28 protein-coding genes are annotated in these 24,024 nt (G+C 59.4%); 22 read left to right on the top strand and 6 right to left on the bottom strand.

Annotated elements, in window-relative coordinates; translation table 11 throughout:
- The first annotated feature begins 30 nt into the window (after window positions 1-30).
- The 5 genes from QLG10_RS17600 to QLG10_RS17580 all read left to right on the top strand — a co-directional run bounded on the left by QLG10_RS17600 (window position 31) and on the right by QLG10_RS17580 (window position 5,571).
- Window positions 31-1,341: a citrate-proton symporter gene (locus QLG10_RS17600; RefSeq protein WP_168757364.1), complete on the top strand. Its 1,311-nt coding sequence runs from the start codon at window positions 31-33 to the stop codon at window positions 1,339-1,341.
- A 2-nt stretch (window positions 1,342-1,343) separates the two neighbouring features.
- On the top strand, window positions 1,344-2,786 hold the full coding sequence (locus QLG10_RS17595) for an amidase (RefSeq protein WP_282487752.1): 1,443 nt from the start codon (window positions 1,344-1,346) through the stop codon (window positions 2,784-2,786).
- A gap of 87 nt (window positions 2,787-2,873) precedes the next feature.
- Complete coding sequence (locus QLG10_RS17590; protein ID WP_110748977.1) at window positions 2,874-3,644, top strand: IclR family transcriptional regulator; 771 nt, start codon at window positions 2,874-2,876, stop codon at window positions 3,642-3,644.
- 177 nt (window positions 3,645-3,821) lie between these two features.
- The gene (locus QLG10_RS17585) at window positions 3,822-4,412 is read left to right on the top strand and encodes a YceI family protein (protein ID WP_110748979.1); all 591 of its coding nucleotides are present in this window, start codon (window positions 3,822-3,824) and stop codon (window positions 4,410-4,412) included.
- Between the two features lies 1 nt (window position 4,413).
- On the top strand, window positions 4,414-5,571 hold the full coding sequence (locus tag QLG10_RS17580; RefSeq protein WP_110748981.1) for a phosphatidylserine/phosphatidylglycerophosphate/cardiolipin synthase family protein: 1,158 nt from the start codon (window positions 4,414-4,416) through the stop codon (window positions 5,569-5,571).
- A 133-nt stretch (window positions 5,572-5,704) separates the two neighbouring features.
- On the opposite strand, the gene bglX is transcribed toward QLG10_RS17580, so the two are convergent.
- The gene (gene bglX, locus QLG10_RS17575; protein ID WP_188264235.1) at window positions 5,705-7,996 is read right to left on the bottom strand and encodes a beta-glucosidase BglX; all 2,292 of its coding nucleotides are present in this window, start codon (window positions 7,994-7,996) and stop codon (window positions 5,705-5,707) included.
- Between the two features lie 247 nt (window positions 7,997-8,243).
- Here bglX and QLG10_RS17570 point away from each other — a divergent pair, with 247 nt between their 5' ends.
- The 5 genes from QLG10_RS17570 (at window position 8,244) to QLG10_RS17550 (ending at window position 11,164) form a co-directional block, all read left to right on the top strand.
- Window positions 8,244-8,849 carry a LemA family protein gene (locus QLG10_RS17570; RefSeq protein WP_110748985.1) on the top strand — a complete coding sequence of 202 codons (606 nt, stop codon included), beginning with the start codon at window positions 8,244-8,246 and terminating at the stop codon, window positions 8,847-8,849.
- Between the two features lie 122 nt (window positions 8,850-8,971).
- Entirely contained in the window at window positions 8,972-9,724 is a 753-nt protein-coding gene (locus QLG10_RS17565) for a TPM domain-containing protein (RefSeq protein WP_282487751.1), read from the top strand.
- Between the two features lie 42 nt (window positions 9,725-9,766).
- The gene (locus tag QLG10_RS17560; protein WP_110748989.1) at window positions 9,767-10,384 is read left to right on the top strand and encodes a TPM domain-containing protein; all 618 of its coding nucleotides are present in this window, start codon (window positions 9,767-9,769) and stop codon (window positions 10,382-10,384) included.
- A 134-nt stretch (window positions 10,385-10,518) separates the two neighbouring features.
- Window positions 10,519-10,821 carry a helix-turn-helix domain-containing protein gene (locus tag QLG10_RS17555; RefSeq protein WP_110748991.1) on the top strand — a complete coding sequence of 101 codons (303 nt, stop codon included), beginning with the start codon at window positions 10,519-10,521 and terminating at the stop codon, window positions 10,819-10,821.
- A complete protein-coding gene (locus QLG10_RS17550; RefSeq protein WP_110748993.1) occupies window positions 10,808-11,164 on the top strand; it encodes a putative holin in 357 nt (118 codons plus the stop codon). Before QLG10_RS17555 ends, QLG10_RS17550 begins: the two co-directional genes overlap by 14 nt.
- Before the next feature lie 78 nt (window positions 11,165-11,242).
- Here the strand turns inward: QLG10_RS17550 and QLG10_RS17545 are convergent, their stop codons facing one another.
- Window positions 11,243-11,671, bottom strand: a complete 429-nt coding sequence (locus QLG10_RS17545) for a helix-turn-helix domain-containing protein (RefSeq protein ID WP_110748994.1) — start codon at window positions 11,669-11,671, stop codon at window positions 11,243-11,245.
- A gap of 296 nt (window positions 11,672-11,967) precedes the next feature.
- Between QLG10_RS17545 and QLG10_RS17540 the strand changes: the two genes are divergently transcribed.
- The 3 genes from QLG10_RS17540 to QLG10_RS17530 all read left to right on the top strand — a co-directional run bounded on the left by QLG10_RS17540 (window position 11,968) and on the right by QLG10_RS17530 (window position 13,958).
- Window positions 11,968-12,246: an ogr/Delta-like zinc finger family protein gene (locus QLG10_RS17540; protein WP_110748996.1), complete on the top strand. Its 279-nt coding sequence runs from the start codon at window positions 11,968-11,970 to the stop codon at window positions 12,244-12,246.
- A 2-nt stretch (window positions 12,247-12,248) separates the two neighbouring features.
- Window positions 12,249-12,611 (top strand): hypothetical protein, encoded by a 363-nt coding sequence (locus QLG10_RS17535; protein ID WP_110748998.1) that lies wholly within the window; start codon window positions 12,249-12,251, stop codon window positions 12,609-12,611.
- A gap of 132 nt (window positions 12,612-12,743) precedes the next feature.
- A complete protein-coding gene (locus tag QLG10_RS17530; protein WP_282487750.1) occupies window positions 12,744-13,958 on the top strand; it encodes an SAM-dependent methyltransferase in 1,215 nt (404 codons plus the stop codon).
- 12 nt (window positions 13,959-13,970) lie between these two features.
- Here QLG10_RS17530 and QLG10_RS17525 read toward each other — a convergent pair whose 3' ends face one another.
- A complete protein-coding gene (locus QLG10_RS17525; protein WP_110749002.1) occupies window positions 13,971-14,861 on the bottom strand; it encodes a DMT family transporter in 891 nt (296 codons plus the stop codon).
- A gap of 292 nt (window positions 14,862-15,153) precedes the next feature.
- On the opposite strand from QLG10_RS17525, the gene QLG10_RS17520 reads away from it, so the two are divergent.
- The 3 genes from QLG10_RS17520 to QLG10_RS17510 all read left to right on the top strand — a co-directional run bounded on the left by QLG10_RS17520 (window position 15,154) and on the right by QLG10_RS17510 (window position 16,534).
- The gene (locus QLG10_RS17520) at window positions 15,154-15,735 is read left to right on the top strand and encodes a DJ-1/PfpI family protein (protein WP_020798383.1); all 582 of its coding nucleotides are present in this window, start codon (window positions 15,154-15,156) and stop codon (window positions 15,733-15,735) included.
- 14 nt (window positions 15,736-15,749) lie between these two features.
- The gene (locus QLG10_RS17515; RefSeq protein ID WP_020798384.1) at window positions 15,750-16,049 is read left to right on the top strand and encodes a ribbon-helix-helix domain-containing protein; all 300 of its coding nucleotides are present in this window, start codon (window positions 15,750-15,752) and stop codon (window positions 16,047-16,049) included.
- A gap of 140 nt (window positions 16,050-16,189) precedes the next feature.
- Window positions 16,190-16,534 carry a YegP family protein gene (locus tag QLG10_RS17510; RefSeq protein WP_110749004.1) on the top strand — a complete coding sequence of 115 codons (345 nt, stop codon included), beginning with the start codon at window positions 16,190-16,192 and terminating at the stop codon, window positions 16,532-16,534.
- Window positions 16,535-16,699: 165 nt separating this feature from the next.
- Here QLG10_RS17510 and QLG10_RS17505 read toward each other — a convergent pair whose 3' ends face one another.
- Both QLG10_RS17505 and QLG10_RS17500 read right to left on the bottom strand, forming a co-directional pair.
- Complete coding sequence (locus tag QLG10_RS17505; protein ID WP_110749006.1) at window positions 16,700-17,719, bottom strand: DUF4917 family protein; 1,020 nt, start codon at window positions 17,717-17,719, stop codon at window positions 16,700-16,702.
- Window positions 17,720-18,037: 318 nt separating this feature from the next.
- Complete coding sequence (locus tag QLG10_RS17500; protein ID WP_110749007.1) at window positions 18,038-18,526, bottom strand: DMT family transporter; 489 nt, start codon at window positions 18,524-18,526, stop codon at window positions 18,038-18,040.
- A 77-nt stretch (window positions 18,527-18,603) separates the two neighbouring features.
- Here QLG10_RS17500 and QLG10_RS17495 point away from each other — a divergent pair, with 77 nt between their 5' ends.
- The 5 genes from QLG10_RS17495 to QLG10_RS17475 all read left to right on the top strand — a co-directional run bounded on the left by QLG10_RS17495 (window position 18,604) and on the right by QLG10_RS17475 (window position 22,493).
- Window positions 18,604-19,557: a LysR family transcriptional regulator gene (locus tag QLG10_RS17495; protein WP_110749009.1), complete on the top strand. Its 954-nt coding sequence runs from the start codon at window positions 18,604-18,606 to the stop codon at window positions 19,555-19,557.
- Entirely contained in the window at window positions 19,554-20,192 is a 639-nt protein-coding gene (locus tag QLG10_RS17490; protein ID WP_020798394.1) for a LysE family translocator, read from the top strand. Before QLG10_RS17495 ends, QLG10_RS17490 begins: the two co-directional genes overlap by 4 nt.
- Window positions 20,193-20,295: 103 nt before the next feature.
- Window positions 20,296-21,642 (top strand): sensor domain-containing diguanylate cyclase, encoded by a 1,347-nt coding sequence (locus tag QLG10_RS17485; protein ID WP_188264255.1) that lies wholly within the window; start codon window positions 20,296-20,298, stop codon window positions 21,640-21,642.
- A gap of 117 nt (window positions 21,643-21,759) precedes the next feature.
- Window positions 21,760-21,915 (top strand): stress protein, encoded by a 156-nt coding sequence (locus tag QLG10_RS17480; RefSeq protein WP_080725380.1) that lies wholly within the window; start codon window positions 21,760-21,762, stop codon window positions 21,913-21,915.
- Window positions 21,916-21,989: 74 nt separating this feature from the next.
- Complete coding sequence (locus QLG10_RS17475) at window positions 21,990-22,493, top strand: DUF4142 domain-containing protein (RefSeq protein WP_110749011.1); 504 nt, start codon at window positions 21,990-21,992, stop codon at window positions 22,491-22,493.
- A gap of 45 nt (window positions 22,494-22,538) precedes the next feature.
- Here the strand turns inward: QLG10_RS17475 and QLG10_RS17470 are convergent, their stop codons facing one another.
- Complete coding sequence (locus QLG10_RS17470; RefSeq protein WP_020798397.1) at window positions 22,539-22,949, bottom strand: low affinity iron permease family protein; 411 nt, start codon at window positions 22,947-22,949, stop codon at window positions 22,539-22,541.
- A 260-nt stretch (window positions 22,950-23,209) separates the two neighbouring features.
- Here QLG10_RS17470 and tam point away from each other — a divergent pair, with 260 nt between their 5' ends.
- A complete protein-coding gene (gene tam / locus QLG10_RS17465) occupies window positions 23,210-23,980 on the top strand; it encodes a trans-aconitate 2-methyltransferase (RefSeq protein WP_110749013.1) in 771 nt (256 codons plus the stop codon).
- Window positions 23,981-24,024 lie beyond the last annotated feature (44 nt).

Genomic DNA, 24,024 nt, shown 5'->3' with positions numbered 1-24,024 from the left:
ATCACCCAACAGGTTATTGGAGAGTTCCCCATGCACACTTCGAGCACAGGTGTTTCGCGCACCCGGCAGGTGGTCGCTGCCGTTATCGGCAACGCGCTGGAATGGTATGACTTCATTGTTTACGGCTTTCTGGCGAGCATCATTGCCCGACAGTTTTTTCCGTCGGAAGACGAATACGCGTCGTTACTGATGGCCCTGGCGACGTTCGGCGTCGGTTTTTTCATGCGCCCGGTGGGCGGCATCCTGCTAGGCATGTATTCGGACCGCAAAGGCCGCAAGGCGGCGATGCAGATGATCATCCGCTTGATGACCGTGTCGATCGCGCTGATCGCCTTCGCGCCGAACTATGCCGCTATCGGCATGGGCGCCCCGTTGTTGATCGTAGTGGCGCGGATGCTTCAGGGTTTTGCCACCGGCGGCGAATACGCCAGTGCCACGGCGTTCCTGGTGGAAAGCGCGCCAGCGCACCGCAAGGGGTTGTACGGTTCGTGGCAGTTGGTGGGGCAATGCCTGGCGGTGTTTTCCGGGGCAGGGATGGTGGCGCTGTTCACCCATCTGCTGACCCCCGAGGCCCTGGACAGCTGGGGCTGGAGGATTCCGTTCATGATCGGCCTGTTGATCGGCCCGGTCGGCCTGTGGATTCGCAAGCACATGGAGGAACCGGAAGAATTTCTCGAGGCACGCAAACAAGCCAAAGGCGCGAGCCCGGGTTTGCTGCAAGTGATCCGCGAACATCGCCGCGCCATCCTGGTGTCGATGGGCCTGGCGTGCGGCGCGACGGTGTCGTTCTACGTGGTGCTGGTGAACATGCCGACCTTCGCTCACAAAAACCTTGGCTTGCCGCTGGATCAGGTGCTACTGGTGCAAATGCTCGCGGTGGCGGTGATGACCGTGGTGATTCCGCTGTCTGGCGCATTGTCGGACCGTCTCGGTCGCCGTCCGGTGTTGATGGCTTTCACCCTGGCATTTTTCCTGATGGTGTATCCGCTGTACGTGTGGGTCGCGGCGGCGCCCTCGGTGGAGCGCTTGCTGGTGATGCAACTGCTGTTGTGCAGTTCGATTGGCGGCTTCTTTGGTCCGGCACCGACGGCGCTGGCCGAGCAGTTTCCGATCGAAGTGCGTTCCACTGGCGTGTCGGTGGCCTATAACGTTGCGGTCATGGTGTTCGGCGGTTTTGCTCCGCTGATCGTCACCTGGCTGAGCAAGGTGTTGGCGACACCGGTGGCGCCTTCGTTCTACGTGTTGTTCGCTTGCGTGCTGACGCTGTTGGGCACTTACTGCATGCAGGAAGCACCACGGGCAAAGCGATCCGTTGCACTTGAACTTGGGGTGAAACCTTGAACATGAATCCGATTGTTGAAATGGACGCCGATGCATTGTCCCGCGCTATCCACGGGCGGCAGGTGTCCTGTCGTGAAGTGATGCAGGCCTACCTGGCGCAGATCGAGCGCTTCAATCCACAGGTCAATGCGCTGGTATCGCTGCGACCTGCCGAGGAGCTGCTGGCAGAGGCCGACGCCTGCGACCGACAACTGGACCAGGGCCAGTCCCGTGGCTGGATGCATGGCATGCCGCAAGCGGTGAAGGACCTGGCGGCCACCGCCGGGTTGCGCACGAGCATGGGATCAACGCTGTTCGCCGAACACATTCCACAGCACGATGCCATCAGTGTGGCGCGGGTTCGTGATTGCGGCGCGATCATCATCGGCAAGTCTAACGTGCCGGAATTCGGCCTCGGCTCGCAGACCTACAACAGCGTGTTCGGCACCACCACCAATGCCTACGACCCGACATTGATTGCCGGTGGCAGCAGCGGCGGGGCGGCGGTTGCGCTGGCGTTGCGCATGCTGCCGGTAGCCGACGGCAGTGACATGATGGGCTCGCTGCGCAACCCGGCGGCGTTCAATAACGTGTTTGGTTTGCGTCCGTCCCAGGGCCGCGTGCCGCATGGCCCGCAGCCGGAGGTGTTTGTCCAGCAACTGGCCACCGAGGGGCCGATGGGCCGCACCGTCACCGATGTCGCGCGTTTGCTCGGGACCCAGGCCGGGTACGACCCTCGCGTGCCATTGTCATTGACTCAGTGCCCGCAGGTTTTCCATCAGTCGCTGGCGCGGGACTTCAGCGAGGTCCGCGTGGGTTGGCTGGGCAACTACAACGGTTATCTGCCGATGGAGCCTGGCGTAATGAGCTTGTGCGAGTCGGCGCTGCAGGACTTTGCGAGCCTGGGCTGCAAGGTCGAAGCCTGTCAGCCGGATTTCTCCATGGAACGCCTGTGGCAGACTTGGTTGGTGCACCGTCACTGGCTGGTGCACGGCAATCTCGGTGCGTTGTATGCCGACCCGCGCAAGCGCGAACAACTCAAGCCCGAAGCCCAGTGGGAAATCGAGGGTGGCCTGCGCCTGACTGCGGCCGATGTCTATCAAGCCTCGGTCAGCCGCAGTGAGTGGTATCGCGCCTTGAACGAATTGTTCGAGCGTTACGATTTCCTGCTGTTGCCCACTGCCCAAGTGTTCCCTTTTGATGCACAAACCCCTTGGCCGCGGGTGGTCGGCGGGCAAGATATGGACACCTATCACCGCTGGATGGAAGTGGTGATAGGTCCAACCCTGGCAGGTTTGCCAAGCATGAGCGTGCCGGTGGGATTCAACCCGGCCGGACTGCCGATGGGCCTGCAAATCATTGGCCCGGCCCAGGCTGACCTTGCGGTTTTGCAGCTGGCTTACGCCCATGAGCAGCTAACGCAATGGGTTACGCGTCGGCCACCCGGTTGTCTGCAAACTGCGTAAAACCTTCGGGCAGGCCCGCATCTTGCTGTGCTTCTTAATAAAAAGAGAGCAGCGATCATCCGATCCGGGCTTGGGGATATCGAATCCATGGAAAACAAGGCAGAAACCGGCAGCGTACGTTCCGTCGAGCGCGCTTTGGCGATCGTCGAGTTGCTGGGCGAGCATCAGGCATTGGGCCTGGAGGAGTTGCACTACTTGACCCGCCTGCCCAAGGCCACGGTGTCGCGCATGTTGCTGACGTTGCAGGAGCAGGGCTGGATCTATCGCGGCTTGAGCGACCGGCGCTACCGCTTGTGTGCCAAGCGCCTGTTCGGTGACAGTCGGCAACGCTTCAAGCGGCGCCTGGTGGAAAGCGCCGCGCCGCTGTTGCTGGAGTTATGCGAGCGCACCGGCTTGGTGGCGGACCTGTCGTGCTTCGATGGCGAACGGGTGGAGGTGATGGAAAGTGCGATCCCCTCGGTGCTGCGCAAACGCTATCCGAACAACTGCCAGATCGTCGGCCAGCATGCCAGCCTGTTTCACTCGGCCATGGGCCGAGCCTGCCTCGGTGAACTGGAACGTCATGAGGTGGAACGCCTGGCCGAGCGTGAGCGGGTGAGCGACGAATCGCTGTTCAGCGCCACCGAACAGGCATTGCATCAAGGTTTCGGCCAGCGCACCGAAGGCTACTGGGAATACCCGGTGCGCCTGCCCTTCCTGATTCGTGCGGTGGCCTTGCCGATTCACACCGATGGTCGGCTGGTCGGCAGCATGGCGTTGCACTGGCCGATGGACCAGGCACCGGTGGAGCGCGTGCTGAGCCTGCACCTCAACAGCCTCGCCGCCACGATTGGCGATGTGCAGCAGGCGATGGCTTGATTGACGCCTAACCTGTAGGAGCGAGCCTGCTCGCGATGGTCGTTAACGATAACGCGGGGTTGCAGGATAAACGTGGTGCTCTTGAGTCCATCGCGAGCATGCTCGCTCCTACAAGTTTGCAATTGGCTCGTGGGCAGTTAAGGTTCAGCACAGGTTTATCTGCCCCCACGAGTTTTTATGTTCAAGCGGTCTGTCACCCAAACCCTCGCCTGCCTGCTATTGGCCGGCGCTTCGCTGTCGGCCCAGGCTAACTGGTATCTGGACGGCGAATCCTCGCGGCTGTCGTTCGTCAGCACAAAAAACGCCAATGTTTCCGAAGTGCAGCGCTTTTTAGTGTTGCACGGCAAAGTCGATCCCAACGGCAAGGCCGAGGTAGAAGTCGAGCTCGAATCGGTCAACAGCGGCGTTCCCCTGCGCGACGAACGCATGCGCAAGGAGCTGTTTGAAATCCAGACCTTTGCCGAAGCGCTGATCAGCACTCAAATCGATCTGCGGCCGATCAACGATCTCGCGCCCGGTGCGCAACTGGAATTGCGCCTGCCGCTGACCGTTGACTTGCACGGCAAGCAACACACCTACAACGCCGAACTGCTGGCCACGCGGCTCGATGACCGGCGTTTCCAGGTGGTGACGCTGGAGCCGGTGGTGATCAATGCCCAGGATTTCGATCTGGCGCCCGGCCTGGAAGCGCTGCGCAAAGTTGCCGACTTGTCGGCCATCAGTCTGTCGGTGCCGGTGGGTGCGGTACTGATCTTCACGGCGCGTTGACATGGCCGGCCCGATCTTTCCCTGGCGTGAAGGCAATCGCTTCGAGTTGCTGGTCGATGGCCCGCAATTTTTCCCACGCATGCTGGTGGCGATTGCCCGCGCCGAAGAACAGGTAGAGCTGGAACTGTACCTGGTGGAGGCGGGCGCTTGCGCCGAAGCCATGGTTCAGGCACTGGTCCAGGCCGCCGAACGCGGTGTGCGGGTGCGCTGTCTGTTCGATGACTACGGCAGCCTCGCGTTTACCCTGACCCTGCGCCAGCGACTCATGGCCGCCGGCGTCGAACTGCGCTTCTACAATCGCCTGAGCTGGCGGCGCTGGGTCGGCAATTTCTACCGCGATCACCGCAAGCTGCTGCTGGTGGACCAGAGCATGGCTGTGGTCGGCGGCACCGGTGTGACCGATGAGTTCTGGACGCCAAACGAGGACGTCAGCGAGTGGCACGAGGTGATGGTGGAAATCACCGGCCCGCTGGTGCTCGACTGGCAATTGCTGTTCGATCGCCAGTGGATCGCCAACCGCCATCGTCGCGCCTGGCGACCGGCCTCGCATTTCGGTCTACCACGCCTGCCCCGTGTGCCGGCCATGGGCGAGGGCATGGGCCGGGTCGCCTATGCCGACGCCCGCCAGCACCGAGACATCCTGCAATCGCTGATTCGCGCATTGAACAGCGGGCAGAAGCGGATCTGGCTGGCGACCCCGTATTTCCTGCCGACCTGGAAAGTCCGCCGTTCACTGCGCCGCGCGGCCTCCCGCGGGGTCGATGTGCGGCTGCTGTTGACCGGGCCACGCACCGATCACCCGTCGGTGCGGTACGCCGGGCATCGCTACTACCCGCGACTGCTCAAATCCGGAGTGAAGATTTTCGAGTACCAGCCGTGTTTCCTGCATCTGAAAATGGTCCTGATCGATGACTGGGTGAGCATCGGCTCGTGCAACTTTGACCACTGGAATTTGCGTTTCAACCTGGAGGCCAATCTTGAAGCGTTAGACCCTGAATTGACCCGTGACGTGGTGGCGAGCTTCGTGAAGGACTTCTCGCTAAGCCAGGAAGTCAGCCTGGAGGCATGGCAACGCCGACCGCTGTGGAAACGGGTCAAGCAGCGGGCGTGGGGGTGGGTGGACCGGCTGGTGGTGAATCTGCTGGATCGACGGGGATAGTCGTTTCACCACAAACCAAATGTGCGAGCGGGCTTGCTCGCGAAAGCGGTCTGTCAGTCGACATCATCGTCGTTTGACAGTCCGTCTTCGCGAGCAAGCCCGCTCCCACAGTGGTTTTGTGTTGCTTCAGGGGTTAGAGCAGTTCGAAGCTCTGTTGTGTCACGTCCTGGGAGTCCAGGCCGATCTGCACGTTGAACTTGCCTGGTTCGGCTGCGTACTTGAGTTGGGTGTTGTAGAACTTCAAGTCGTCTTCGGTAATGGTGAAGTGCACGACTTTCTGTTCACCGGCCTTGAGCATGACTTTCTGGAAGTTCTTCAGCTCCTTGATCGGGCGGATCATCGAACCGGTCTCGTCCTGGATATACAGCTGCACCACGGTTTCACCGTCACGCTTGCCGGTATTTTTCACCGTGATGCTGGCGTCGAGCTTGCCGGTCTTGTTCAGGGTGGTCGACGACAGCGCCATATCCGACAGGCTGAAATCGGTGTAGCTCAGGCCGTAGCCGAACGGGTAAAGGGGCCCGGTGGTGTCATCGAAATATTGCGAGGTGTAATTGCCCGGTTTGCCCGGGGTGAACGGCCGGCCAATGGTCAGGTGGTTGTAGTAGGTCGGAATCTGCCCTACCGAGCGCGGGATGGTGATTGGCAGTTTGCCCGACGGGTTGTAGTCGCCGAACAACACGTCGGCGATGGCATTGCCGCCCTCGGTGCCGCTGAACCAGGTTTCCAGGATCGCGTCGGCCTGTTCCTTCTCTTCGAGAATCGACAGCGGACGGCCGTTCATCAGCACCAGCACCAGCGGCTTGCCGGTGGCTTTCAGGGCGCGAATCAGCTCGCGCTGGTTTGGCGGAATGTTCAGGTCAGTACGACTCGACGATTCGTGGGACATGCCACGGGACTCGCCGACGGCGGCAACGACAACATCGGCATCCTTGGCGGCTTTCACCGCTTCGTCGATCAGCACATTGGCCGGACGCGGGTCATCCACCACTTCCGGCGCGTCGAAGTTGAGGAAGTTCAGGTAACCGAGAATTTTCGGATCGCTGGTGATGTTGGCGCCACGGGCGTAGATCAGCGTCGATTTATCACCCAGGGCGTTGGTCATGCCGTCGAACAGGGTCACCGATTGCGCAGGGCGACCGGCGGCGGCCCAACTGCCCATCATGTCGATCGGCGCCTTGGCCAGCGGGCCGACCAGGGCGATTTTCGCGGTTTTCTTCAGCGGCAGGGTTTCGTTCTGGTTCTTCAGCAACACCAGGCTGCGACGGGCCACATCACGGGCCTCGGCACGGTGCAGACGGCTGTCGGCGTAGGTGTCGGCCGGATCGTCCTCGGCCTTGCCGATGCGCAGGTACGGGTCCTTGAACAGGCCCATGTCGTACTTGGCGTCCAGCACCGCACGCACGGCGTTGTCGATGTCGCTCTGCTGGATCTCGCCGGCCTTGAGCAGCCCCGGCAGTTCCTTGCCGTACAGGGTGTCGTTCATGCTCATGTGGATGCCGGCCTTGATCGCCAGCTTCGCCGCCTCACGACCATCGCGAGCGACACCATGCTTGATCAGCTCGAAAATCGCTCCGTGGTCGCTGACGGCCAGGCCCTTGAAACCCCATTCCTTGCGCAACAGGTCGTTCATCAGCCAGGTGTTGGCGGTGGCCGGCACGCCATTGACTGAGTTCAGCGCGACCATGACCCCGCCAGCGCCGGCGTCAATCGCGGCGCGGTAAGGCGGCAAGTAGTCCTGGTACATCTTGACCGGGCTCATGTCGACCACGTTGTAGTCGCGACCGCCTTCGACTGCGCCATACAGGGCGAAGTGCTTGACGCTGGCCATGATGCTGTCGGCGGCGTTCGCGCCCGTGCCCTGGAATGCCTTGACCATCACCCCGGCAATACGTGATACCAGGTAAGTGTCCTCGCCGAAGCCTTCGGAAGTGCGGCCCCAGCGCGGGTCGCGGGAGATGTCGACCATGGGCGCGAAGGTGATGTCGAGGCTATCGGCCGCGGCTTCCTTGGCGGCGATGCGCCCGGACAGGCCGATGGCGTCCATGTCCCAGCTCGAGGCCAGGGCCAGCGGGATCGGGAAAATGGTGCGGTGGCCGTGGATCACGTCGTAGGCGAAGAACATCGGGATCTTCAGGCGGCTGCGCATGGCCGCGTCCTGCATCGGACGGTTTTCCGGGCGGGTGATCGAGTTGAACGTACCGCCGATGTTGCCTGCCGCGATTTCCTTGCGAATCAGCTCCCGGGGCATTTCCGGGCCGATGCTGATCAGGCGCAACTGGCCGATTTTTTCATCGAGGGTCATCTGCTTCATCAGGTTGCTGACGAAAGCGTCCTTGTTCTCCAGGGGTGCGGGCGTCGTGGCGGCCAGTGCGTTATGACTGGCCAGGCTGACGAACAGGCCCAGCAAACACAGCTTCTTCATGAATAGTTTTCTCAAGGGCCCAAGCGGCGATGTAAATGCCGGCCAGCCAAAATTTAGGGAGCGACTATTGTTGTTCGGGGGCTGCTTGGAAAAGCGGCAACCGAATGCCCGATGCGATTTTTGCGCAGGGCATCTTTTAGCCCATTGCCCGGATGCAATCCAGTGGCGCGGCCGATTATGCCCCAAGAGCCGGCCGAGAGGGTCGCCGGTTGTTTTTTCCATGAAATGTGAAGGGAGTACCACCCTGATGAATGTTCGACAGTCCTACCGGTCGAGGCTGCAAGTCGTCACCTTGCTGATGCTGGCCACGTTGCTGACCGCCTGCGGCATCAACAACATACCGACCCTCGATGAACAGGCCAAGGCGGCCTGGGGCCAGGTGCAGAACCAGTATCAGCGCCGTGCCGACCTGATTCCCAACCTGGTGGAAACCGTGAAGGGCTACGCCGCGCATGAGAAGGAAACCCTGACGGCCGTGATCGAAGCCAGGGCCAAGGCCACCTCGATCCAGGTCGATGCCTCCACACTCGACAACCCGGAAAAGCTCAAGCAATACCAACAAGCCCAGGATCAACTCAGCGGCGCCTTGAGCCGCCTGATGGTGGTGTCCGAGCGTTATCCGGACCTGAAGGCCAACCAGAACTTCCTGGCCTTGCAATCGCAGCTTGAAGGCACCGAGAACCGGATCAGCGTGGCCCGACGCGATTTCATCCTGGCGGTGCAGAAATACAACACCGAGATCCGCACGTTCCCCGGTCGCCTGTGGCACAGCGTGCTGTACAGCAGTCTGCCGGAACGCGAGACCTTCGAGGCCACACCGGGGTCGGAAAAGCCACCTGAAGTCAAATTCTGATCTGGATGAATAACCCTGTAGGAGCTGCCGCAGGCTGCGATCTTTTGACTTTGCTTCTCAAGATCAAGATCAAAAGATCGCAGCCTGCGGCAGCTCCTACGGTTGGATCGATGAGGTTGCCAATGCGAGCGTTGAAGATCGGCCTGGTGCTGTTGCTGTGGGTGTTTGCCCTGGCGGTCCAGGCTCAATTGAAGTTCCCGGAGCTGACCGGGCGGGTGGTGGACAACGCCCAGATGATCGAGCCTTCGGTGCGCGAGCAGTTGACGCAACAGCTTCAGGCCCATGAAAAAGCCACCGGTGAGCAGCTTGTGGTCGTGACTTTGCCGGACTTGCAGGGCACCGACATTGCCGACTTCGGCTATCAACTGGGCCGTTACTGGGGGATCGGCCAGAAAGACAAGAACAACGGCGCGCTGCTGATTGTTGCCCGTGATGAGCGCAAACTGCGCATCGAAGTCGGTTACGGCCTGGAAGATCGCCTGACGGACGCCCAGAGTTCGGTGATCATCCATCAGGTCATCACCCCGGCGTTCAAGGCGGGCAATTACAGCAAAGGCATCAGCGACGGGGTGGCAGCGATGCTGGTGGTACTTGGCGGCAATCCCCTGGACGAACCCTCGACTGTCTACGAGTCCGGCGGCGATCCGGGCGATGATTTCATGTCGCGGCATCCGGGGCTGTTCATATTCCTGGTGTTGTTGTTCATCCTGACAGTATTCGTTTGCCAAATGCTCGGTATCCTTCCGGCTGGTCGCGGCGGCTCCGGTGGTTCCGGTGGCGGTTTTGGCGGCGGTGGATTCGGCGGTGGTGGCGGTGGGGGCTTCAGTGGTGGAGGGGGCAGTTTCGGTGGCGGCGGTTCGTCGGGCGGCTGGTGATGACACAGCAAAAAAAACAATAGCGAGCAGGCATTCAACGACATGGCATTACTGACTGAACACGAACAACGCAAGGTTGCCGAGGCGATTGCCCGGGTCGAGCGCGACACCGATGCGGAACTGGTCACAGTGCTGGCGGCCCGTGCCGATGACTATGTATACGTCCCGCTGCTCTGGGCCAGCCTGCTGGCACTGGTGCTGCCCGGGATCGTGCACTACCTGACCGGCTGGTTGACCTTGCACAGCCTGCTGCTGGTGCAATGGATCACCTTCATCGTGCTGTGCCTGGTATTGCGAATACCGAAAATCACCACGTACCTGGTTCCGCGTTCGGTGCGTCACTGGCGTGCCTCGAACCTGGCGCGCCGGCAATTCCTGGAGCAGAACCTGCACCACACGGTGGGCAGTACCGGAATCCTGATTTTTGTCTCCGAAGCCGAGCGCTATGTGGAAATCCTGGTGGATGAAGGTATTTCCAGTCGGCTGGACAACAGCCATTGGGATGCGATTGTCGCGGCGTTCACCCGGCAGGTGCGACAGGGTCAGACGTTGCAGGGTTTTGTCACCTGCGTCGAGGCGTGCGGTGAGTTGCTCAGGGTGCACGTTCCGGTGACGCATGAGCGTAATGAGCTGCCAAATCGACTGGTGGTGCTCGGCTAGGGCTGGTTATCGAACACTTTTGTAATGCTTGGCGGTACAACTGCGGCAAGTTGTTTGGCTACTGTTCAGTCTTCAACATCTCCCTCCAATACCGAACGCCCTGTGATGGGTGTTCTGACGCAGAGGGAGTATTTATGTCAACGCATCTACCGCTCGACTCTTTTGCCGGTGCCGCCCCCAACGGCGGGAGAGATGTATCGCCGGTCCATCTGACAGCGAAAGAAATACAAGCCTTAATATGGTGTTACAAGGGCAAGACTTCCTGGGAGATCGCCAGGATCCAGAATTGCTCACCCACCACGATCAATTTTCACTTCTTCAACATTCGCCGAAAGTTTGCTGTCAGGTCCCGTCATGCCGCCTTGCTCAAAGCCATAGAATCGGGAGTTATTGTCATCGACGACGTCGATGAGCGAGGCCTCCATGAACTGGACTGATTCGGCTTATAACAGCATCAGTGGGCTCCTGCTGGGGTTGGGGGTCGCGACGCTGCCTGCAATTGATGGCGAAGCGCTATTCGGTGCATCGCTTGGAGCGTGGCTGGTCACTACCACTCGCGTTGACTTCAAGGCCTGGCAGCGTATTGGTTCCTGGGTGCTATCGGCGGGGGTCGGTTATCTATTTACCCCCGTGGCGTTGCCGCTGGCGCCTTTCCTGACTGCTGGGGTAACGGCATTTATGTGTGCGCTGATCATTATTCCCATCAGCATCAAGGTGATGCAGTGGGTCGACAGTGCTGGCCTGGGCGAAATTATTGAGCGCCTTAAAGGGCGACGCTGAGGGATGTTAATTCATCATGGTCAAGTGTCCTGGCAATATTGCCCGTCTTAAGTGTCTTCAAGTAAAGCGCATATGACCTTATGTTTCGCGCAGCTGTTGAAGTGTTGACAGGATAGACGCCATCTCTGAAAGTTTGAGTTCCATTTCACGCAGGCGGCGTTTTTCCTCCAGAGCATGTTGTATGGCGTTGCGATCTTCTTCATTGAGCAATCGCCACATCGCGAGAATTGTATTTTCCCGTGTGACTGTTTCCTGGTTTTGTTCCAAGGCATTGCCAGCAGTGCTTTGCCGCAGGATCGGTCCTTCGCCAAGCAATAACCAGTCAAGTGAAATGCCGCGGGCCTGGGCGATTTCTACGCATAATGAGTACGGTGTGCTGTCTCGACCTTTCCAGCTGCTGAGGGTTTGCGGACTGACTTTCAGCGCAGAAGACAGGGAAGCATCACTTTTTGTACCAGTAATTTGTTTTAGGCGGGCTAAAACAGTCTGAGATTTTTTGCTACGCAATTTGAGCCTCTACCTTTTGACACATGCTTTTTGAGTGCTTAATGTATGCGCAATGAGTATTTTTATAATGAGTAATCAATCTTCAACTATGAGTCAGATGAATGTGATGTCGAAACTTCCTAATGGTAGCAGGGTGATTTCCTACATGTTTGGTTCTTGCCCATCGCACCGTTTTCCGCTGCACTTTCTTTTATCAGGTGAGCGTCACTTGCAGCGCCAGGTTGCAGCGATCCTCGCTCGCAGCAGTATTGCGTTTGATTATGTTGATTACCACCCGATGAACAGTGGGACCCAGCATGAGTACTTACAAAATGGTGTGTCCGCATTGCTTGAGCCGCATGCGAATCCGCACCAGCGAAGGCCGACATATTTTCCTGCGGGTGGCTTACTTGCAATGCACGTCGGAAGCCTGCGGCTGGTCGGTTCGGGCCGAGTTCGAAATGACCCACGAGCTCTCTCCCAGTGGCATGCCCAATCCTGCCGTACGCCTGCCTTTCGCCGGACCCGATTTGCGGCACGCCGCTCGGCCCGTTGCGCCAATTGAGTCGACGACGTCGGCGCCTCTGGAGTCATGAACATGGGCGCAACTGTTGAAGACGATGATTTGAACGAGCAATTGTTGACCATTGCCCAAGGGTTTTTGGCGCGCCATGAAAGCGATGCGGTCGTTGATGATCAGGTGCTGTTCTGTCGTGCCGTGAAGCACTTGCAAGGGATTGACGTGCCGATGCACCTGGCGGAGCGGCTGGTCAGCCATGCTTATGGGGAGCTCAAGTCCTGCAATGATCGACGACGCCTGGACATCGGCGCCAGCTCCGAAACCGTCGCTGTCATCACTGATCCGGCCAATGGCCTGACGTGGGCCGTACCGGTAGGATTGATCGTCAGGCATGTGATCAATTCACCGAGCAATCGCAAACTTCGGCTGGTGGAGCCCTGAGGTATCGGCCATTACACTGCAGGTCTGGGGGGGATGAACGGGCCTGCGAAAAATAACCCCGTGCCCAAAACCCGCATCCCCCCTAAAATACCGGGCATTCTCCGATTTGCTCTGCCCGAGGCCGTTTTTTACATGTCCGTCACCGCCACCCCCGCCAGCCTCGCGCCGGACCATCACGCCCAGTTCATCGACCTGCTGCAATCGAGCCTGGATCAGAACGCCTTCATCAAGCTGGTGCTGGCCAAGTACGCTGGCGATGAAGCGGACTTGCAGCGCATCATCATCAAGCCGGTGACGGTCAAGGCGCAGGCTTGCCTGTCCTTCGTCTATCGGTACAAGACCCGCGACATCACCAAGAACCTGCCATTGGCCGAAAGTGTGGCCCTCATCAAAGACTTGTTGCCGGCATCGTTCAAGAATGCGCATTTGTTGTCATTGACGGATGAAGCCCAGCTCGAATACAGCAAAAAGGGCAAATCTTCGCTGTTCAAGAGCAAACCCCAGCAATTGCGTGAAGTGCCACCCGCCGGGCACAACCGTGAGAAAAACCGCTTTCTCGATTTGAACCGACCCTTTCTCGCCGACTTGGGCGTCACCAACAAGCAGCATGAATTAATCCCTGCGATGTCGCGCAAGTGGAAGCAGATCAACAAGTTCATCGAAGTTTTCAGCCATGCGCTGACCTCGTCGCCACTGGCCCTGGATAGCCCGGTTCGCGTGGCCGACTTCGGCTCCGGCAAGGGTTACCTGACGTTTGCGATCCATGACTATCTGCGCAACACCCTGAAGGCCGAGGCGAAAGTGACGGGTGTCGAGTTGCGTGAAGACATGGTCAGCCTGTGCAACGCCGCCGCGGCAAAGCTCGAGCACCCGGGGCTGGTCTTCAAGTGCGGTGATGTACGCAGCGTGGCACCGAGCGAGCTGGATGTGATGATCGCGCTGCATGCCTGCGACATCGCCACGGATTATGCGATTCACACCGGCATTCGTTCCGGTGCCTCGATCATCATGTGTTCGCCGTGCTGTCACAAACAGATTCGCCTGCAAATCCAGAGCCCGGCATTGCTCAAGCCGATGCTGCAGTACGGCTTGCACCTGGGACAGCAGGCGGAAATGGTCACCGACAGCTTGCGTGCGCTGTTCCTCGAAGCCTGCGGTTACGAGACCAAGGTGTTCGAGTTCATCTCGCTGGACCACACCAACAAGAACAAGATGATCCTGGCGGTCAAGCGTGCCGAACCGGGTGATCCGGCCCAGCTGTTGGCGAAGATCCAGGAACTCAAGGCGTTCTACCACATCACCGAGCATTGCCTGGAAACCCTGTTGCGGGCTGACGGTTACCTCTGAAAGCCGTTCGATTTACGCCGTGGCAATGCGTGCGGGCTTGACCGCCGTCTTGCGTCCCAGCACGACGGTCAGGATCACCCCGCCAGCAAACAACCACGTAATCGGTTCGACGTGTTCGCCAAAGAACAGCGCGGAAAAGCCGATGGTGAAGAAAATCTGCAGCAACTGGATCTGGCTGACCCGGGCAATGCCACCGATGGCCAGCCCGGCATACCAGGCAAAGAACCCGATGAATTGCGAAAACAGCGAGACGTAGCCGAAGGCCCACCAGGTCTTGGACGAAATCTCGCCCTGGTGTTGCAACCCAAGGTACAGCACCGGCCCGATCAATAGCGGGGTCGACAGCACCAGTGCCCAGCAGATCACTTGCCAGCCGCCCATTTCCTTGGCCAACCGGCCACCTTCGGCGTACCCCAGGCCGCCGACCGCAATTGCGCCGAGCATCAACAGGTCGCCCGCCTGAATGCTGCCGGCCCCGCTGATCAGTGCGTAACCGAGCACCAGCGCACTGCCCAGCGCGGCGCAGGCCCAGAAGGCTTTCGACGGGCGTTCGTGGGACAACCACGCGGCGTACAGCGCCACACACAGTGGCTGCAAGCCATTGACCAGCGCGCCATGGGACGCCGGCAAGGTTTGCATGGCCCAGGCCGATAGGACTGGAAAACCGAGGATCACCCCGGCAATCACCAGCGTCAGGCCTTTGACCTGCTTCCAGGTTGGCCATTTCTCGCGCCGCCACAACAACAGCAACGCCGCGGGAACAGCCGCGAACAGTGCCCGGCCGAGGCCATTGAGCAGTGGATGCATCTCTTGTACGACGATGCGCGTGAAGGGCAGGGTAAGGCTGAAGATCACAACGCCGAGCAGGCCCAGGGCCATGCCGGTGTTTTCGCGGGTGGACATGATGGCAACCAGAATTTAATAGATGCTGTTATCTAGCCATAAACCCAAGGTAGCCGGCTGTTACAGCTAGGCGCAGAGTTATCCGTACAGTTGGGAGCGAAGCTCCCAACGTAGGAGCTGCCGCAGGCTGCGATCTTTTGATCTTGTTTTTAAGATCAAGGTCAAAAGATCGCAGCCTGCGCCAGCTCCTACCAAGTGATCGGCGTAGTAGCAGGTTATTACCCACCCCCACGGATAAGGACTACCTTGAATACTCCTGCTTGCCCATGCATTTCCCAGAGGAGTCCTCCCCATGGCCGCGAAAAAAATTCTGATGCTGGTCGGCGATTACGTCGAAGACTATGAAGTGATGGTGCCGTTCCAGGCCCTGCTGATGGTCGGTCACACGGTGCATGCCGTTTGCCCGGACAAGAGCGCCGGCCAGACCGTGCGCACCGCTATCCATGACTTCGAAGGCGACCAGACCTACAGCGAAAAACCCGGTCACCTGTTTGCCCTGAACTTCGATTTCGCCAAGGTCAATGCGGCGGATTACGACGCCGTGCTGATACCCGGAGGTCGTGCGCCAGAGTACTTGCGCCTGAATGAAAAAGTGTTGGAACTGGTGCGCGATTTCGACAAGGCCGGCAAGCCGATCGCCGCCGTGTGCCACGGAGCACAATTGTTGGCCGCCGCCGGGATTCTTGAGGGGCGTGAGTGCAGCGCTTACCCGGCCTGTGCACCAGAAGTGCGCCTGGCGGGCGGTACGTTTATCGATATCCCGGTGACGGACGGCCATGTTCAAGGCAATCTGGCGACGGCACCGGCCTGGCCTGCCCACCCGAGCTGGCTCGCCGGTTTTCTCGGCTTGCTGGGCACAAAAATCACGCTGTAACAAAGGACCCGTCCATGTGCGAGCTCTACGTCAAGGCCGATCCGATTCTCTACGAATCACGCTCCCGCTCGCTGCGCATTTGCGGGGTGGTCACCACCTTGCGGCTGGAGAATCAGTTCTGGGACATCCTCAGCGAAATCGCCGAGAGCGACGGTATGACCACCAATCAGCTGATTGCCAAGCTGTATGAGGAGGTCATGGACTACCGTGGCGAGGTGGTCAATTTCGCCTCGTTCCTGCGGGTGAGTTGTACGCGATATTTGAGCCAGCGGCGGATTGCTCCTCCTCAGATGAGTGTGGTGCGAACGGCGTGAAAATCAAAAGATCGCAGCCTTCGGCAGCTCCTACAGGGATCGATGTAGGAGCTGCCGAAGGCTGCGATCTTTTGATCTTGTTGTTCCGGTGGTCTTTACTCTGAAGCGCGCAACCTCTCAATCGCCAAGGAGAAAAGAACATGTCCGGATGGTACGAAGTGAGCAAGAGCAGCAGCGGTCAGTTCAGGTTCGTTCTGAAGGCGGCGAACGCCGAAACCATTCTGACCAGCGAGTTGTACAGCACCCGCGCCGCGGCCGACAAAGGCATCGCGTCAGTCCAGGCCAACAGTCCGCTGGATGAGCGCTACGAGAAGAAAACTACCAAGGATGGCCATCCTTATTTCAACCTCAAGGCCGGCAACCACGAGATTATTGGCAGCAGCGAAGCCTATTCCTCTGCATCCGCGCTTGAGAAAGGCATCGCCAGTGTAAAGGCGAACGGCCCGACCAAGGTGATCAAGGACAAGACCTTGCCGGTGCTCTAACACTCAACACAAATCCCCTGTGTGAGCGAGCCTGCTCGCGAATGCGGTTTAACAGTCAGCAAGATGTTGACTGACACGCCGCCATCGCGAGCAGGCTCGCTCCCACAGGAGGAATGCATGCCATTGTGGGAGCGAGCCTGCTCGCGAAGGCATCAGCTCAAACCACTAAACTTCCACTGGAACCGCTAGCTTCGGGCTACCCAGCGCATGGGTCTTGGAATCAAAAAACCGCAACTCAACCCCAGTCCCCTCGAACAGCTTCGCGTAATGCCGCTTCTGGTGCTGGACGAACGCCTTGCTGCGCGGGTAAATCGAGATGGCCACACTCTTCGGTTTCGCCACGCGCAAGGCGTGCACGATGTGACTGTCCTGCTCGCCCAATGCATGCCCGAAAATGCACAACCCGCCGCCATGGCCGAGTAACTGCTCGTAGCAGAACGACAGGTAGTCGGAACTGCGGATGGTCTTGAGCTTGTCTGCGCTCGGCCCTTCATTGATGAACAACGGTACATCGTCAAGGGTCTTGATCGTGTTGTTGATGGCGAAATTGCCCAGCAACGTGCCTTCGGTCGACATCAATTTGCGCGCCGTGCCGTCCTGGTTGCGCACCAGGTGCAGACCGCCGTGCAAGTACAGCAAACGGGTTTTGTCGGTGGCGGTAACGCTCAGGTCGAAGGAAGGTTCTGCCCCCTGGAACAGATCGCTGATCGCTTCGGGATGCTGCTGGATCGCCCAGTAATTGAGCAAGTCGTAGTTAGTGGTGAACACCGTACGATAACGGCCCAGTTCCTCACCGATGGTCGCCAGGCTTGAGGCCTCGACCAACCGCCAAGGAATGTGGACGGCGTGCACGGTGTTGATCAGCGCTTCCTTGATCGCGTAGTAACGATTACGCGGTGCGGCAGAGCTGACGGCCAGGGCCTTGTTGACCCGGCTGGTGGTTTTCAAAGCGCTGAGCACCTGCTCGAAACTGCGTGTCTGCAGCGCATCGAACACACTCAACTCGGATGGGCTGAGGGGTTTTTCTTCGACGGTGCGGGCGTTTTCGAACAGCGAGTCGTAACCGAAGTCATCCCACACCGCACGGCTGGCCCCATTACCCACCAGCAAACCGTCGAACGCAGCGCCGCTGCGCAAGACGTTCCAGTCTTCAAGTTGGGCGTCGACATCCTGGAAATCGGTCATTGCGGTGCTCATCTCGAAGCAAAAGGTCTGATGGGCGGCGACTTTATCATGGTCGGGCACTGAGCCTGGTCTGCATCACTCAGATCATCGCGCCAATCGCGGCAGCCGTCAGTTGATGGACGAATCCGCTCAGCGCCATCGCATAAGCACCGTCGACCGGCGCTGTTGTGGGACTTGCCGCAGAAGCTGCGCACGCCCGACACGTTCTGACGGTTACTGAAACCTGCAGCGCCTGCAGATAGCAATGCATTCCCCTGTGGGAGCGAGCCTGCTCGCGAAGACTGACTGACAATCAACATTGAACGCTCGGTAACTACTTCAACCCGCAGCCGCCAAAGACTTGGCCGGCATGGCCCCAAACTGAATCAACACCACCCCGCCGATCAGCAACACCGCCCCAGCCAATCGCGGCAGCGTGATGTGCCGCTCCACCAACCCAAACCACCCAAAGTGATCCAGCACCAGCGAGGCCACCACTTGCCCCGCCAGCGCCAACGCCATGAATCCCGAAGCGCCAAGCTTGGGCAGCAACACCAGCGCCAGTGAAATAAAACACACCCCAAATGCACCACCGGCCCACATCCACAGCGGTGCCTTGCCGATGAACGCCATCGATGGCAATGGCAAACGCATCGCCAGCATGATCGGCAGCAACACCAGGATGCTCACCATCAATGAAGCGAGGGTCGCCCACAATGGATGACCCAGGCCGCGCCCGAGATTGGCGTTGATCGCGCTCTGGAACGGCACCACCGCTCCGGCGAATGCAGCAAGGAGCAACAGACCCACCCAATGCAACGTACTCATTTTCATTCTCCAACAGGTTTTGCTGGACTCTAGAGCATTCGTCGCGCAGATTTAAATTCCGTTTTGCTATCTAGAACATGCATCAGATGAATGATCTGCGGCGCATCGATCTCAACCTGCTGGTAATCCTTGACGCCTTGCTCAACGAGCAACACGTGACTCGTGCGGCCGAGCGCCTGCACCTGAGCCAGCCTGCTGTCAGCCATGCCCTGGCACGCTTGCGCGATCTGCTCGGTGATCCGTTGCTGGTGCGCGCTGGCGCCAGCCTGGTGCCGACTCCTCGAGCGCTGGAGCTGATGGTGCCGCTGGGTGAAGTGTTGGCCCAGGTGCAATCGCTGCTGGCACCGAATGCCTTTGATCCGGCCACGGCCAAACGCACTTTTCGCCTGGCGATGTCTGATTACGGTGCCGCTATCCTCCTGCCGGGTCTGATCCGTACGCTGCGCCGCGAAGCGCCCGGCATCGACCTGCAGATCAGCCACGCCAGCCGTGAAGGCATGCTCGAAGGGGTGCTCAACGGTGATATCGATGCTGCCGCTGGGGTGTTTCCGGAAATGCCCAACGAATTGCGCAGCACGCCGTTGTTCGAAGAGCACTATGTCTGCCTGCTGGACCGCAACAGCCTGGCTGACGCGAGCGTGCTCGAGCTTCGCACCTATTTGAGCCACCCCCACGTCTTGCTGGAAATGCGTGGCAGCGGTACTCCGGAAATCGAGCGCGCCTTGACCCGCCTGCGCGAGCGTCGCCGAATCGCCGTCAGCCTGCCGCACTGGAGCGTCGCCCCGCAATTGATCAGCGGCACCGACCTGATCCTCACGGTCGCCTCCCGTGCCTTGCGCGATATCGACGAGCAGTCATTGATTATCGTGCCGCCGCCGTTTGATATCCCGTCGTTCACCTTTGTCCTGGTCTGGCACAAACGCCGGGGCAGCGATCAGGCGTTGAAGTGGCTGAATGCGCAAATCGAGCGAGCCTCAGCTGATATAGACTGGCGCCCATTCACCCAAACAGCGCAAAAGGACTTCCCATGACCCCCTCCCTGCTAATGGCTGTTCTCGCCTCGGGCTTCATCTATGGCATCACGCCAGGGCCTGGGGTACTGGCGGTGTTCGGCATCGGCGCCGCCCACGGAAGGCGGGCGGGGGCGGGGTTTCTCTGCGGGCATTTGTTGGGCGACGTGGTCTGGTGCAGTACCGCATTGATAGCGATTGTCGGTGCGCGGGAAATCGGCAGCACTGCCTTCGATGTACTGGGCGTGCTCAGCGGGCTCTACCTGTTCTGGCTCGGCTGGCGCGCGGTGCGCGCGCGCCAGCGGGTAGGCGAGGCGCCGCAGGGGCCTGCGCGGCAACCATTCTGGCACGGCATTCTGTTCGGCCTGACCAATCCGAAAGCTTACCCGGTGGCAGTGGCCACCTTCACTGCGCTATTGTCCAGCCGGGCAGAATTGCTGACCTGGTCGATGTTGCCGTGGCTGATCGTCTTGAGCTTCGTCGGCGGCCTGCTGGCCTACGCTATCCTCATCGGCATCGTTGGCGCGCGGCGGGTGCGCACCTTGTATCAACGCCATGAACTGGCTATCACCCGGTTATGCGGGCTGATGTTCATCGGTTTCGCCATCAACGCCCTGGCGCATGCACTGCCGGGGCTGGTGACGAACAAAGCGTAACGCTGATTGAAGGGATACGTCGGTTGTGCCGTCGGCGCTCAGGCGCCTGACCGGTCAGGGAGGGTTTCCAATGGCTGCAATGTCCGGACAAAATTACGGCACCATGACCAGCACAAACTCCGCGCCGTTGGCGAGCTACATTGATCTGCTGCTGGACGCCGTTTGCGCGGTCGACAAACAAGGCCGCTTCGTATTTGTCAGCGCGGCGTGCGAGCGCATTTTCGGCTATACCCCCGACGAACTGATCGGCCAGCCAATGATCGACCTGGTGCACCCGGCCGATCGCCAGCGCACCCTCGACGCCGCGCGGGAAATCATGGGTGGCGAACCCAAGCTGAATTTCGAAAACCGCTACCTGCGCAAGGACGGCCGGGTGGTCAATATCCTGTGGTCGGCGCGTTGGTCGGAGGTCGATCAGCTGCGCATCGCCGTGGCCCGCGACATTACCGAGCGTAAGCTGGCCGAATCCCGACAAGCGGCGTTGTATGCGATTTCCGAAGCGGCACATGCCGCGGAAGACTTGCTGGCGTTGTTCAAGCGTATCCATCTGATCATCGGCGAATGGCTACCGGCGTTGAATTTTTCCGTGGCGCTGTACGACGAGCAGTGTGGACAGCTGAATTTTCCCTATCACGTCGACGACCACGAACCGCATCCCGAACAGCCCGGAACCATCACCGCACGCCTTTGCGCGGAGGTCGTCCACAGCGGCCTGCCGATCCTGCTGACGCCGGATCAGAGCGACCTGCCCTTGGAGTTCGAGTCGCTGGTGAGTGGGCAGCATTCGCCGTGCTGGCTGGGTGTACCGCTGAACTCGCAAAACGGCACGATTGGTGCCCTGATCGTCAAAACCAAGCCGGGCGATGAGCGCTACACCGAACAGGACAAGGAGTTGCTGCAATACGTTTGCGCGCAAGTCGCGACGGCGATCGAGCGCAAGCAATTGCACACGCGCCTGCAGCACATGGCCCAGTACGACCAGTTGACCCAACTACCCAACCGCGAACTGCTACGGGACCGACTGAAGCTGGCCTTGGCGTCGGCGCTGCAAGAGCGCGGACGCATGGCCCTTTTGTACGTCGATCTGGACCGCTTCAAACAAGTCAACGACACCCACGGGCACGCGGTCGGCGACATGTTGCTGCAAACCGTGGCCAATCGGCTCAAGGGCTGCGTGCGTGAGACCGACACGGTGGCGCGTATTGGCGGTGACGAATTCGTGGTGTTGCTGCACAGCATCCACGCCTCGGGGGATGCCGACTGTGTGGCCGGGAAAATTCGCCAGGTACTGTCTGCGCCCATGCGCCTGGACGGACACAGCTTGCATATCCAGCCAAGCATCGGCGTCGCCCAATACCCCGAACACGGCACTGAAGAAAAGCAGCTGTTCAGGCACGCCGACGAGGCGATGTACAGCGCCAAGCGTGAGCAACACCTGCGGCTCATCTGAAATTATCGCCACCGTTCGTCGTGGCGATAGCAGCTTTTCTAAACCTTTTGATGGATGGAAATTCAGATTCTATGCGGGCAATGGCTCGCCGAGATCATCATCAAGAGGTAGAGAATCATGCCTAACTCAAGAAACTCGAGCTCGGGACACGCCAACGATCGAACGAAGACGTCTGAAGCCGGTCGTAAAGGTGGGAAAACCACGACCACGACTGTTGATAAAGACTCCACGAAGTCCGAGATGGGCCGCAAACCCGGCCAGAAATCCAAGTAATGGATGCAGGTGGTTCTGATTGAGAAGCGGGAGCGAAAGCTCCCGTTTGAATTTTTACTGAGGAGGGCGCGACCATGAACCCTATGGCCACCCGATTACGCAACTGCGGTCTAGCCGCGTTACTGGGCCTGTGTGTCAACAGTGCCTTCGCCCAGACGCCCACCGAATTCATCAACGATGCGTCGGCCAAAGGCATCGCTGACATCGAAGCCAGCCGACTGGCGCACCAGAAGTCCGAATCCAAGGAGGTCAAGGACTACACCATCGTTGTGATCAACGATCGCACGACCGCCAACCAGCACCTGGCCAAAATCGCCAAGCAACTGGATCTGCCGGTGGCACCGCGTGAAGAAGTGATGGAAAAAGCCAAGGCGCTGATGCCGCAAGTCATGGAAGGCGAGACCTTCGACCAGGCCTACGCGGCCAGTCAGGTCAAGACCACCCAGGAAGCCATCGAGCAGCTGGAGCAAACGGCCCAGACCACCGAGGTGCCGCAAATCAAGGCGTTCGCAGAAGAGACCCTGCCAAAGCTGCAGAATCACCTGCAAATGGCCAGGGCCTTGCAAGCCAGTCGCTAACGCTTCGCGTGCGCGGGTGACGTGCGGTCACCCGCGCACGGTCGATCAGCATTTATTCAGATCCTGTTTGCCTTTTTCCTGGACCACCGTGCCATCAATGGAAATGGTCTGGCCTTCGCCAAGGCTGCGGTAGTGCTTTCTCAAGGCTTCCAGCTCCTTGAGGTCCAGGGCTTCGAGCCCGAGCATCGCGTTCTGCGCTTCTTTCGTCACTCGCAGCAACTCATCGACCTTCAGGTGCAGAATGTCGGTGTCGCGGTTCTGTGTGTTCTGGATCAGGAACACCATCAGGAAGGTGATGATGGTGGTCGAGGTGTTGATGACCAGCTGCCAGGTATCGTTGAAACCGAAGATCGGCCCACTGAATCCCCACAGCAAAATCAGGATGATCGCCCCGAGGAATGTCGATGGGCTGCCGGTCCACAAAGCAAGTTTCTGTGCGATTTTTGCGAATTTCATGGCCGTTTTCCTTATAAGAGGGCGCTTGAATTTCAGACAGTGGCGGCGGGGTGAAAATTCGGCTTATTTCAGATCAAAAGATCGCAGCCTGCGGCAGCTCCTACATCGGATCAACCCGTAGGAGCTGCCGCAGGCTGCGATCTTTTGATCTTGAAGTTTTACCCATTGAAAGGCTCGCAATGTGTTGCTGGCGTTGTATGGTTACGATTGAAATTTTTTGCCCGTGCCGAAAAAAACAAATGCATCGACAGGAGAACGCAATGAGTTGGTCCGCCAGACAATACGTCGCTTTCGAAGATGAACGCACCCGTCCCGCCCGCGACCTGCTGGCCGCCATCCCGGTTGGGACAGTGCGCTCGGCCATCGACATCGGTTGTGGACCGGGAAACTCGACCGAGTTGCTGGTGGAGCGCTTCGCTGATGCCACGGTGCGAGGCCTGGACAGTTCCACCGACATGATCGAGGCTGCGCGCAAGCGCCTGCCACAGGTGCGCTTCGATGTCGCTGACATCGATACCTGGAATGACACTGGCCCATTCGATGTGATTTTTGCCAACGCGGTACTGCAGTGGGTGCCCGATCACGCAACGTTGCTGCCGGCGCTGGTGAGCAAGCTCGCACCCGGTGGCAGTTTGGCAATCCAGATGCCCGACAACCTCAATCAACCCTCACACCGCTTGATGCGCGAAGTCGCGGCGGACGGTCCCTGGGCGGGCAAACTTGCCGAAGTTGCCGGACAGAGAACCGAAATGGCCGATGCCAGCGTTTATTACTCGATGCTGAAAGCCTGTTGCACCCGCGTCGATGTCTGGCGCACCACGTACCATCATCTGCTGGCGGGCGGCGCGTCGGGGGTGGTGGAGTGGTTCAAGGGCAGCGGATTGCGACCCTTCCTCGAACCGCTGGATGAGGCCGAACGCACGCAGTTTCTGCAGCAGTATCAGGCTGCAATTGCACAGGCCTATCCGGCATTGGCCGATGGTTCGGTATTGCTGCCGTTTCCGCGGTTGTTTCTGGTGGCGACTCGCTGATTCATCCATCAGCGCGGAACACTGACCAACATCATCAGGCGGCT

Source organism: Pseudomonas sp. V98_8 (genome assembly GCF_029967975.1).
In the GTDB taxonomy this organism is placed as follows: Bacteria; Pseudomonadota; Gammaproteobacteria; order Pseudomonadales; family Pseudomonadaceae; genus Aquipseudomonas; species Aquipseudomonas umsongensis.
Note: the sequence above shows the minus strand (reverse complement) of the source record. Positions and strands in the feature narration are given on the sequence as shown.

What these genes read in the sequence shown, in the direction of transcription:
- QLG10_RS17555 (WP_110748991.1), top strand. Translation starts at nt 10,519, where the DNA reads ATGTCAACGCATCTACCGCTCGACTCTTTTGCCGGTGCCGCCCCCAAC.
- QLG10_RS17525 (WP_110749002.1), bottom strand. Translation starts at nt 14,861, where the DNA reads ATGTCCACCCGCGAAAACACCGGCATGGCCCTGGGCCTGCTCGGCGTT.
- QLG10_RS17495 (WP_110749009.1), top strand. Translation starts at nt 18,604, where the DNA reads ATGCATCAGATGAATGATCTGCGGCGCATCGATCTCAACCTGCTGGTA.
- QLG10_RS17600 (WP_168757364.1), top strand. Translation starts at nt 31, where the DNA reads ATGCACACTTCGAGCACAGGTGTTTCGCGCACCCGGCAGGTGGTCGCT.
- QLG10_RS17560 (WP_110748989.1), top strand. Translation starts at nt 9,767, where the DNA reads ATGGCATTACTGACTGAACACGAACAACGCAAGGTTGCCGAGGCGATT.
- QLG10_RS17480 (WP_080725380.1), top strand. Translation starts at nt 21,760, where the DNA reads ATGCCTAACTCAAGAAACTCGAGCTCGGGACACGCCAACGATCGAACG.
- QLG10_RS17565 (WP_282487751.1), top strand. Translation starts at nt 8,972, where the DNA reads ATGCGAGCGTTGAAGATCGGCCTGGTGCTGTTGCTGTGGGTGTTTGCC.
- QLG10_RS17595 (WP_282487752.1), top strand. Translation starts at nt 1,344, where the DNA reads ATGAATCCGATTGTTGAAATGGACGCCGATGCATTGTCCCGCGCTATC.
- QLG10_RS17530 (WP_282487750.1), top strand. Translation starts at nt 12,744, where the DNA reads ATGTCCGTCACCGCCACCCCCGCCAGCCTCGCGCCGGACCATCACGCC.
- QLG10_RS17500 (WP_110749007.1), bottom strand. Translation starts at nt 18,526, where the DNA reads ATGAGTACGTTGCATTGGGTGGGTCTGTTGCTCCTTGCTGCATTCGCC.
- QLG10_RS17540 (WP_110748996.1), top strand. Translation starts at nt 11,968, where the DNA reads ATGAGTACTTACAAAATGGTGTGTCCGCATTGCTTGAGCCGCATGCGA.
- QLG10_RS17515 (WP_020798384.1), top strand. Translation starts at nt 15,750, where the DNA reads ATGTGCGAGCTCTACGTCAAGGCCGATCCGATTCTCTACGAATCACGC.
- bglX (WP_188264235.1), bottom strand. Translation starts at nt 7,996, where the DNA reads ATGAAGAAGCTGTGTTTGCTGGGCCTGTTCGTCAGCCTGGCCAGTCAT.
- QLG10_RS17490 (WP_020798394.1), top strand. Translation starts at nt 19,554, where the DNA reads ATGACCCCCTCCCTGCTAATGGCTGTTCTCGCCTCGGGCTTCATCTAT.
- QLG10_RS17550 (WP_110748993.1), top strand. Translation starts at nt 10,808, where the DNA reads ATGAACTGGACTGATTCGGCTTATAACAGCATCAGTGGGCTCCTGCTG.
- QLG10_RS17510 (WP_110749004.1), top strand. Translation starts at nt 16,190, where the DNA reads ATGTCCGGATGGTACGAAGTGAGCAAGAGCAGCAGCGGTCAGTTCAGG.
- QLG10_RS17585 (WP_110748979.1), top strand. Translation starts at nt 3,822, where the DNA reads ATGTTCAAGCGGTCTGTCACCCAAACCCTCGCCTGCCTGCTATTGGCC.
- tam (WP_110749013.1), top strand. Translation starts at nt 23,210, where the DNA reads ATGAGTTGGTCCGCCAGACAATACGTCGCTTTCGAAGATGAACGCACC.
- QLG10_RS17570 (WP_110748985.1), top strand. Translation starts at nt 8,244, where the DNA reads ATGAATGTTCGACAGTCCTACCGGTCGAGGCTGCAAGTCGTCACCTTG.
- QLG10_RS17590 (WP_110748977.1), top strand. Translation starts at nt 2,874, where the DNA reads ATGGAAAACAAGGCAGAAACCGGCAGCGTACGTTCCGTCGAGCGCGCT.
- QLG10_RS17475 (WP_110749011.1), top strand. Translation starts at nt 21,990, where the DNA reads ATGAACCCTATGGCCACCCGATTACGCAACTGCGGTCTAGCCGCGTTA.
- QLG10_RS17485 (WP_188264255.1), top strand. Translation starts at nt 20,296, where the DNA reads ATGACCAGCACAAACTCCGCGCCGTTGGCGAGCTACATTGATCTGCTG.
- QLG10_RS17505 (WP_110749006.1), bottom strand. Translation starts at nt 17,719, where the DNA reads ATGACCGATTTCCAGGATGTCGACGCCCAACTTGAAGACTGGAACGTC.
- QLG10_RS17470 (WP_020798397.1), bottom strand. Translation starts at nt 22,949, where the DNA reads ATGAAATTCGCAAAAATCGCACAGAAACTTGCTTTGTGGACCGGCAGC.
- QLG10_RS17535 (WP_110748998.1), top strand. Translation starts at nt 12,249, where the DNA reads ATGGGCGCAACTGTTGAAGACGATGATTTGAACGAGCAATTGTTGACC.
- QLG10_RS17520 (WP_020798383.1), top strand. Translation starts at nt 15,154, where the DNA reads ATGGCCGCGAAAAAAATTCTGATGCTGGTCGGCGATTACGTCGAAGAC.
- QLG10_RS17580 (WP_110748981.1), top strand. Translation starts at nt 4,414, where the DNA reads ATGGCCGGCCCGATCTTTCCCTGGCGTGAAGGCAATCGCTTCGAGTTG.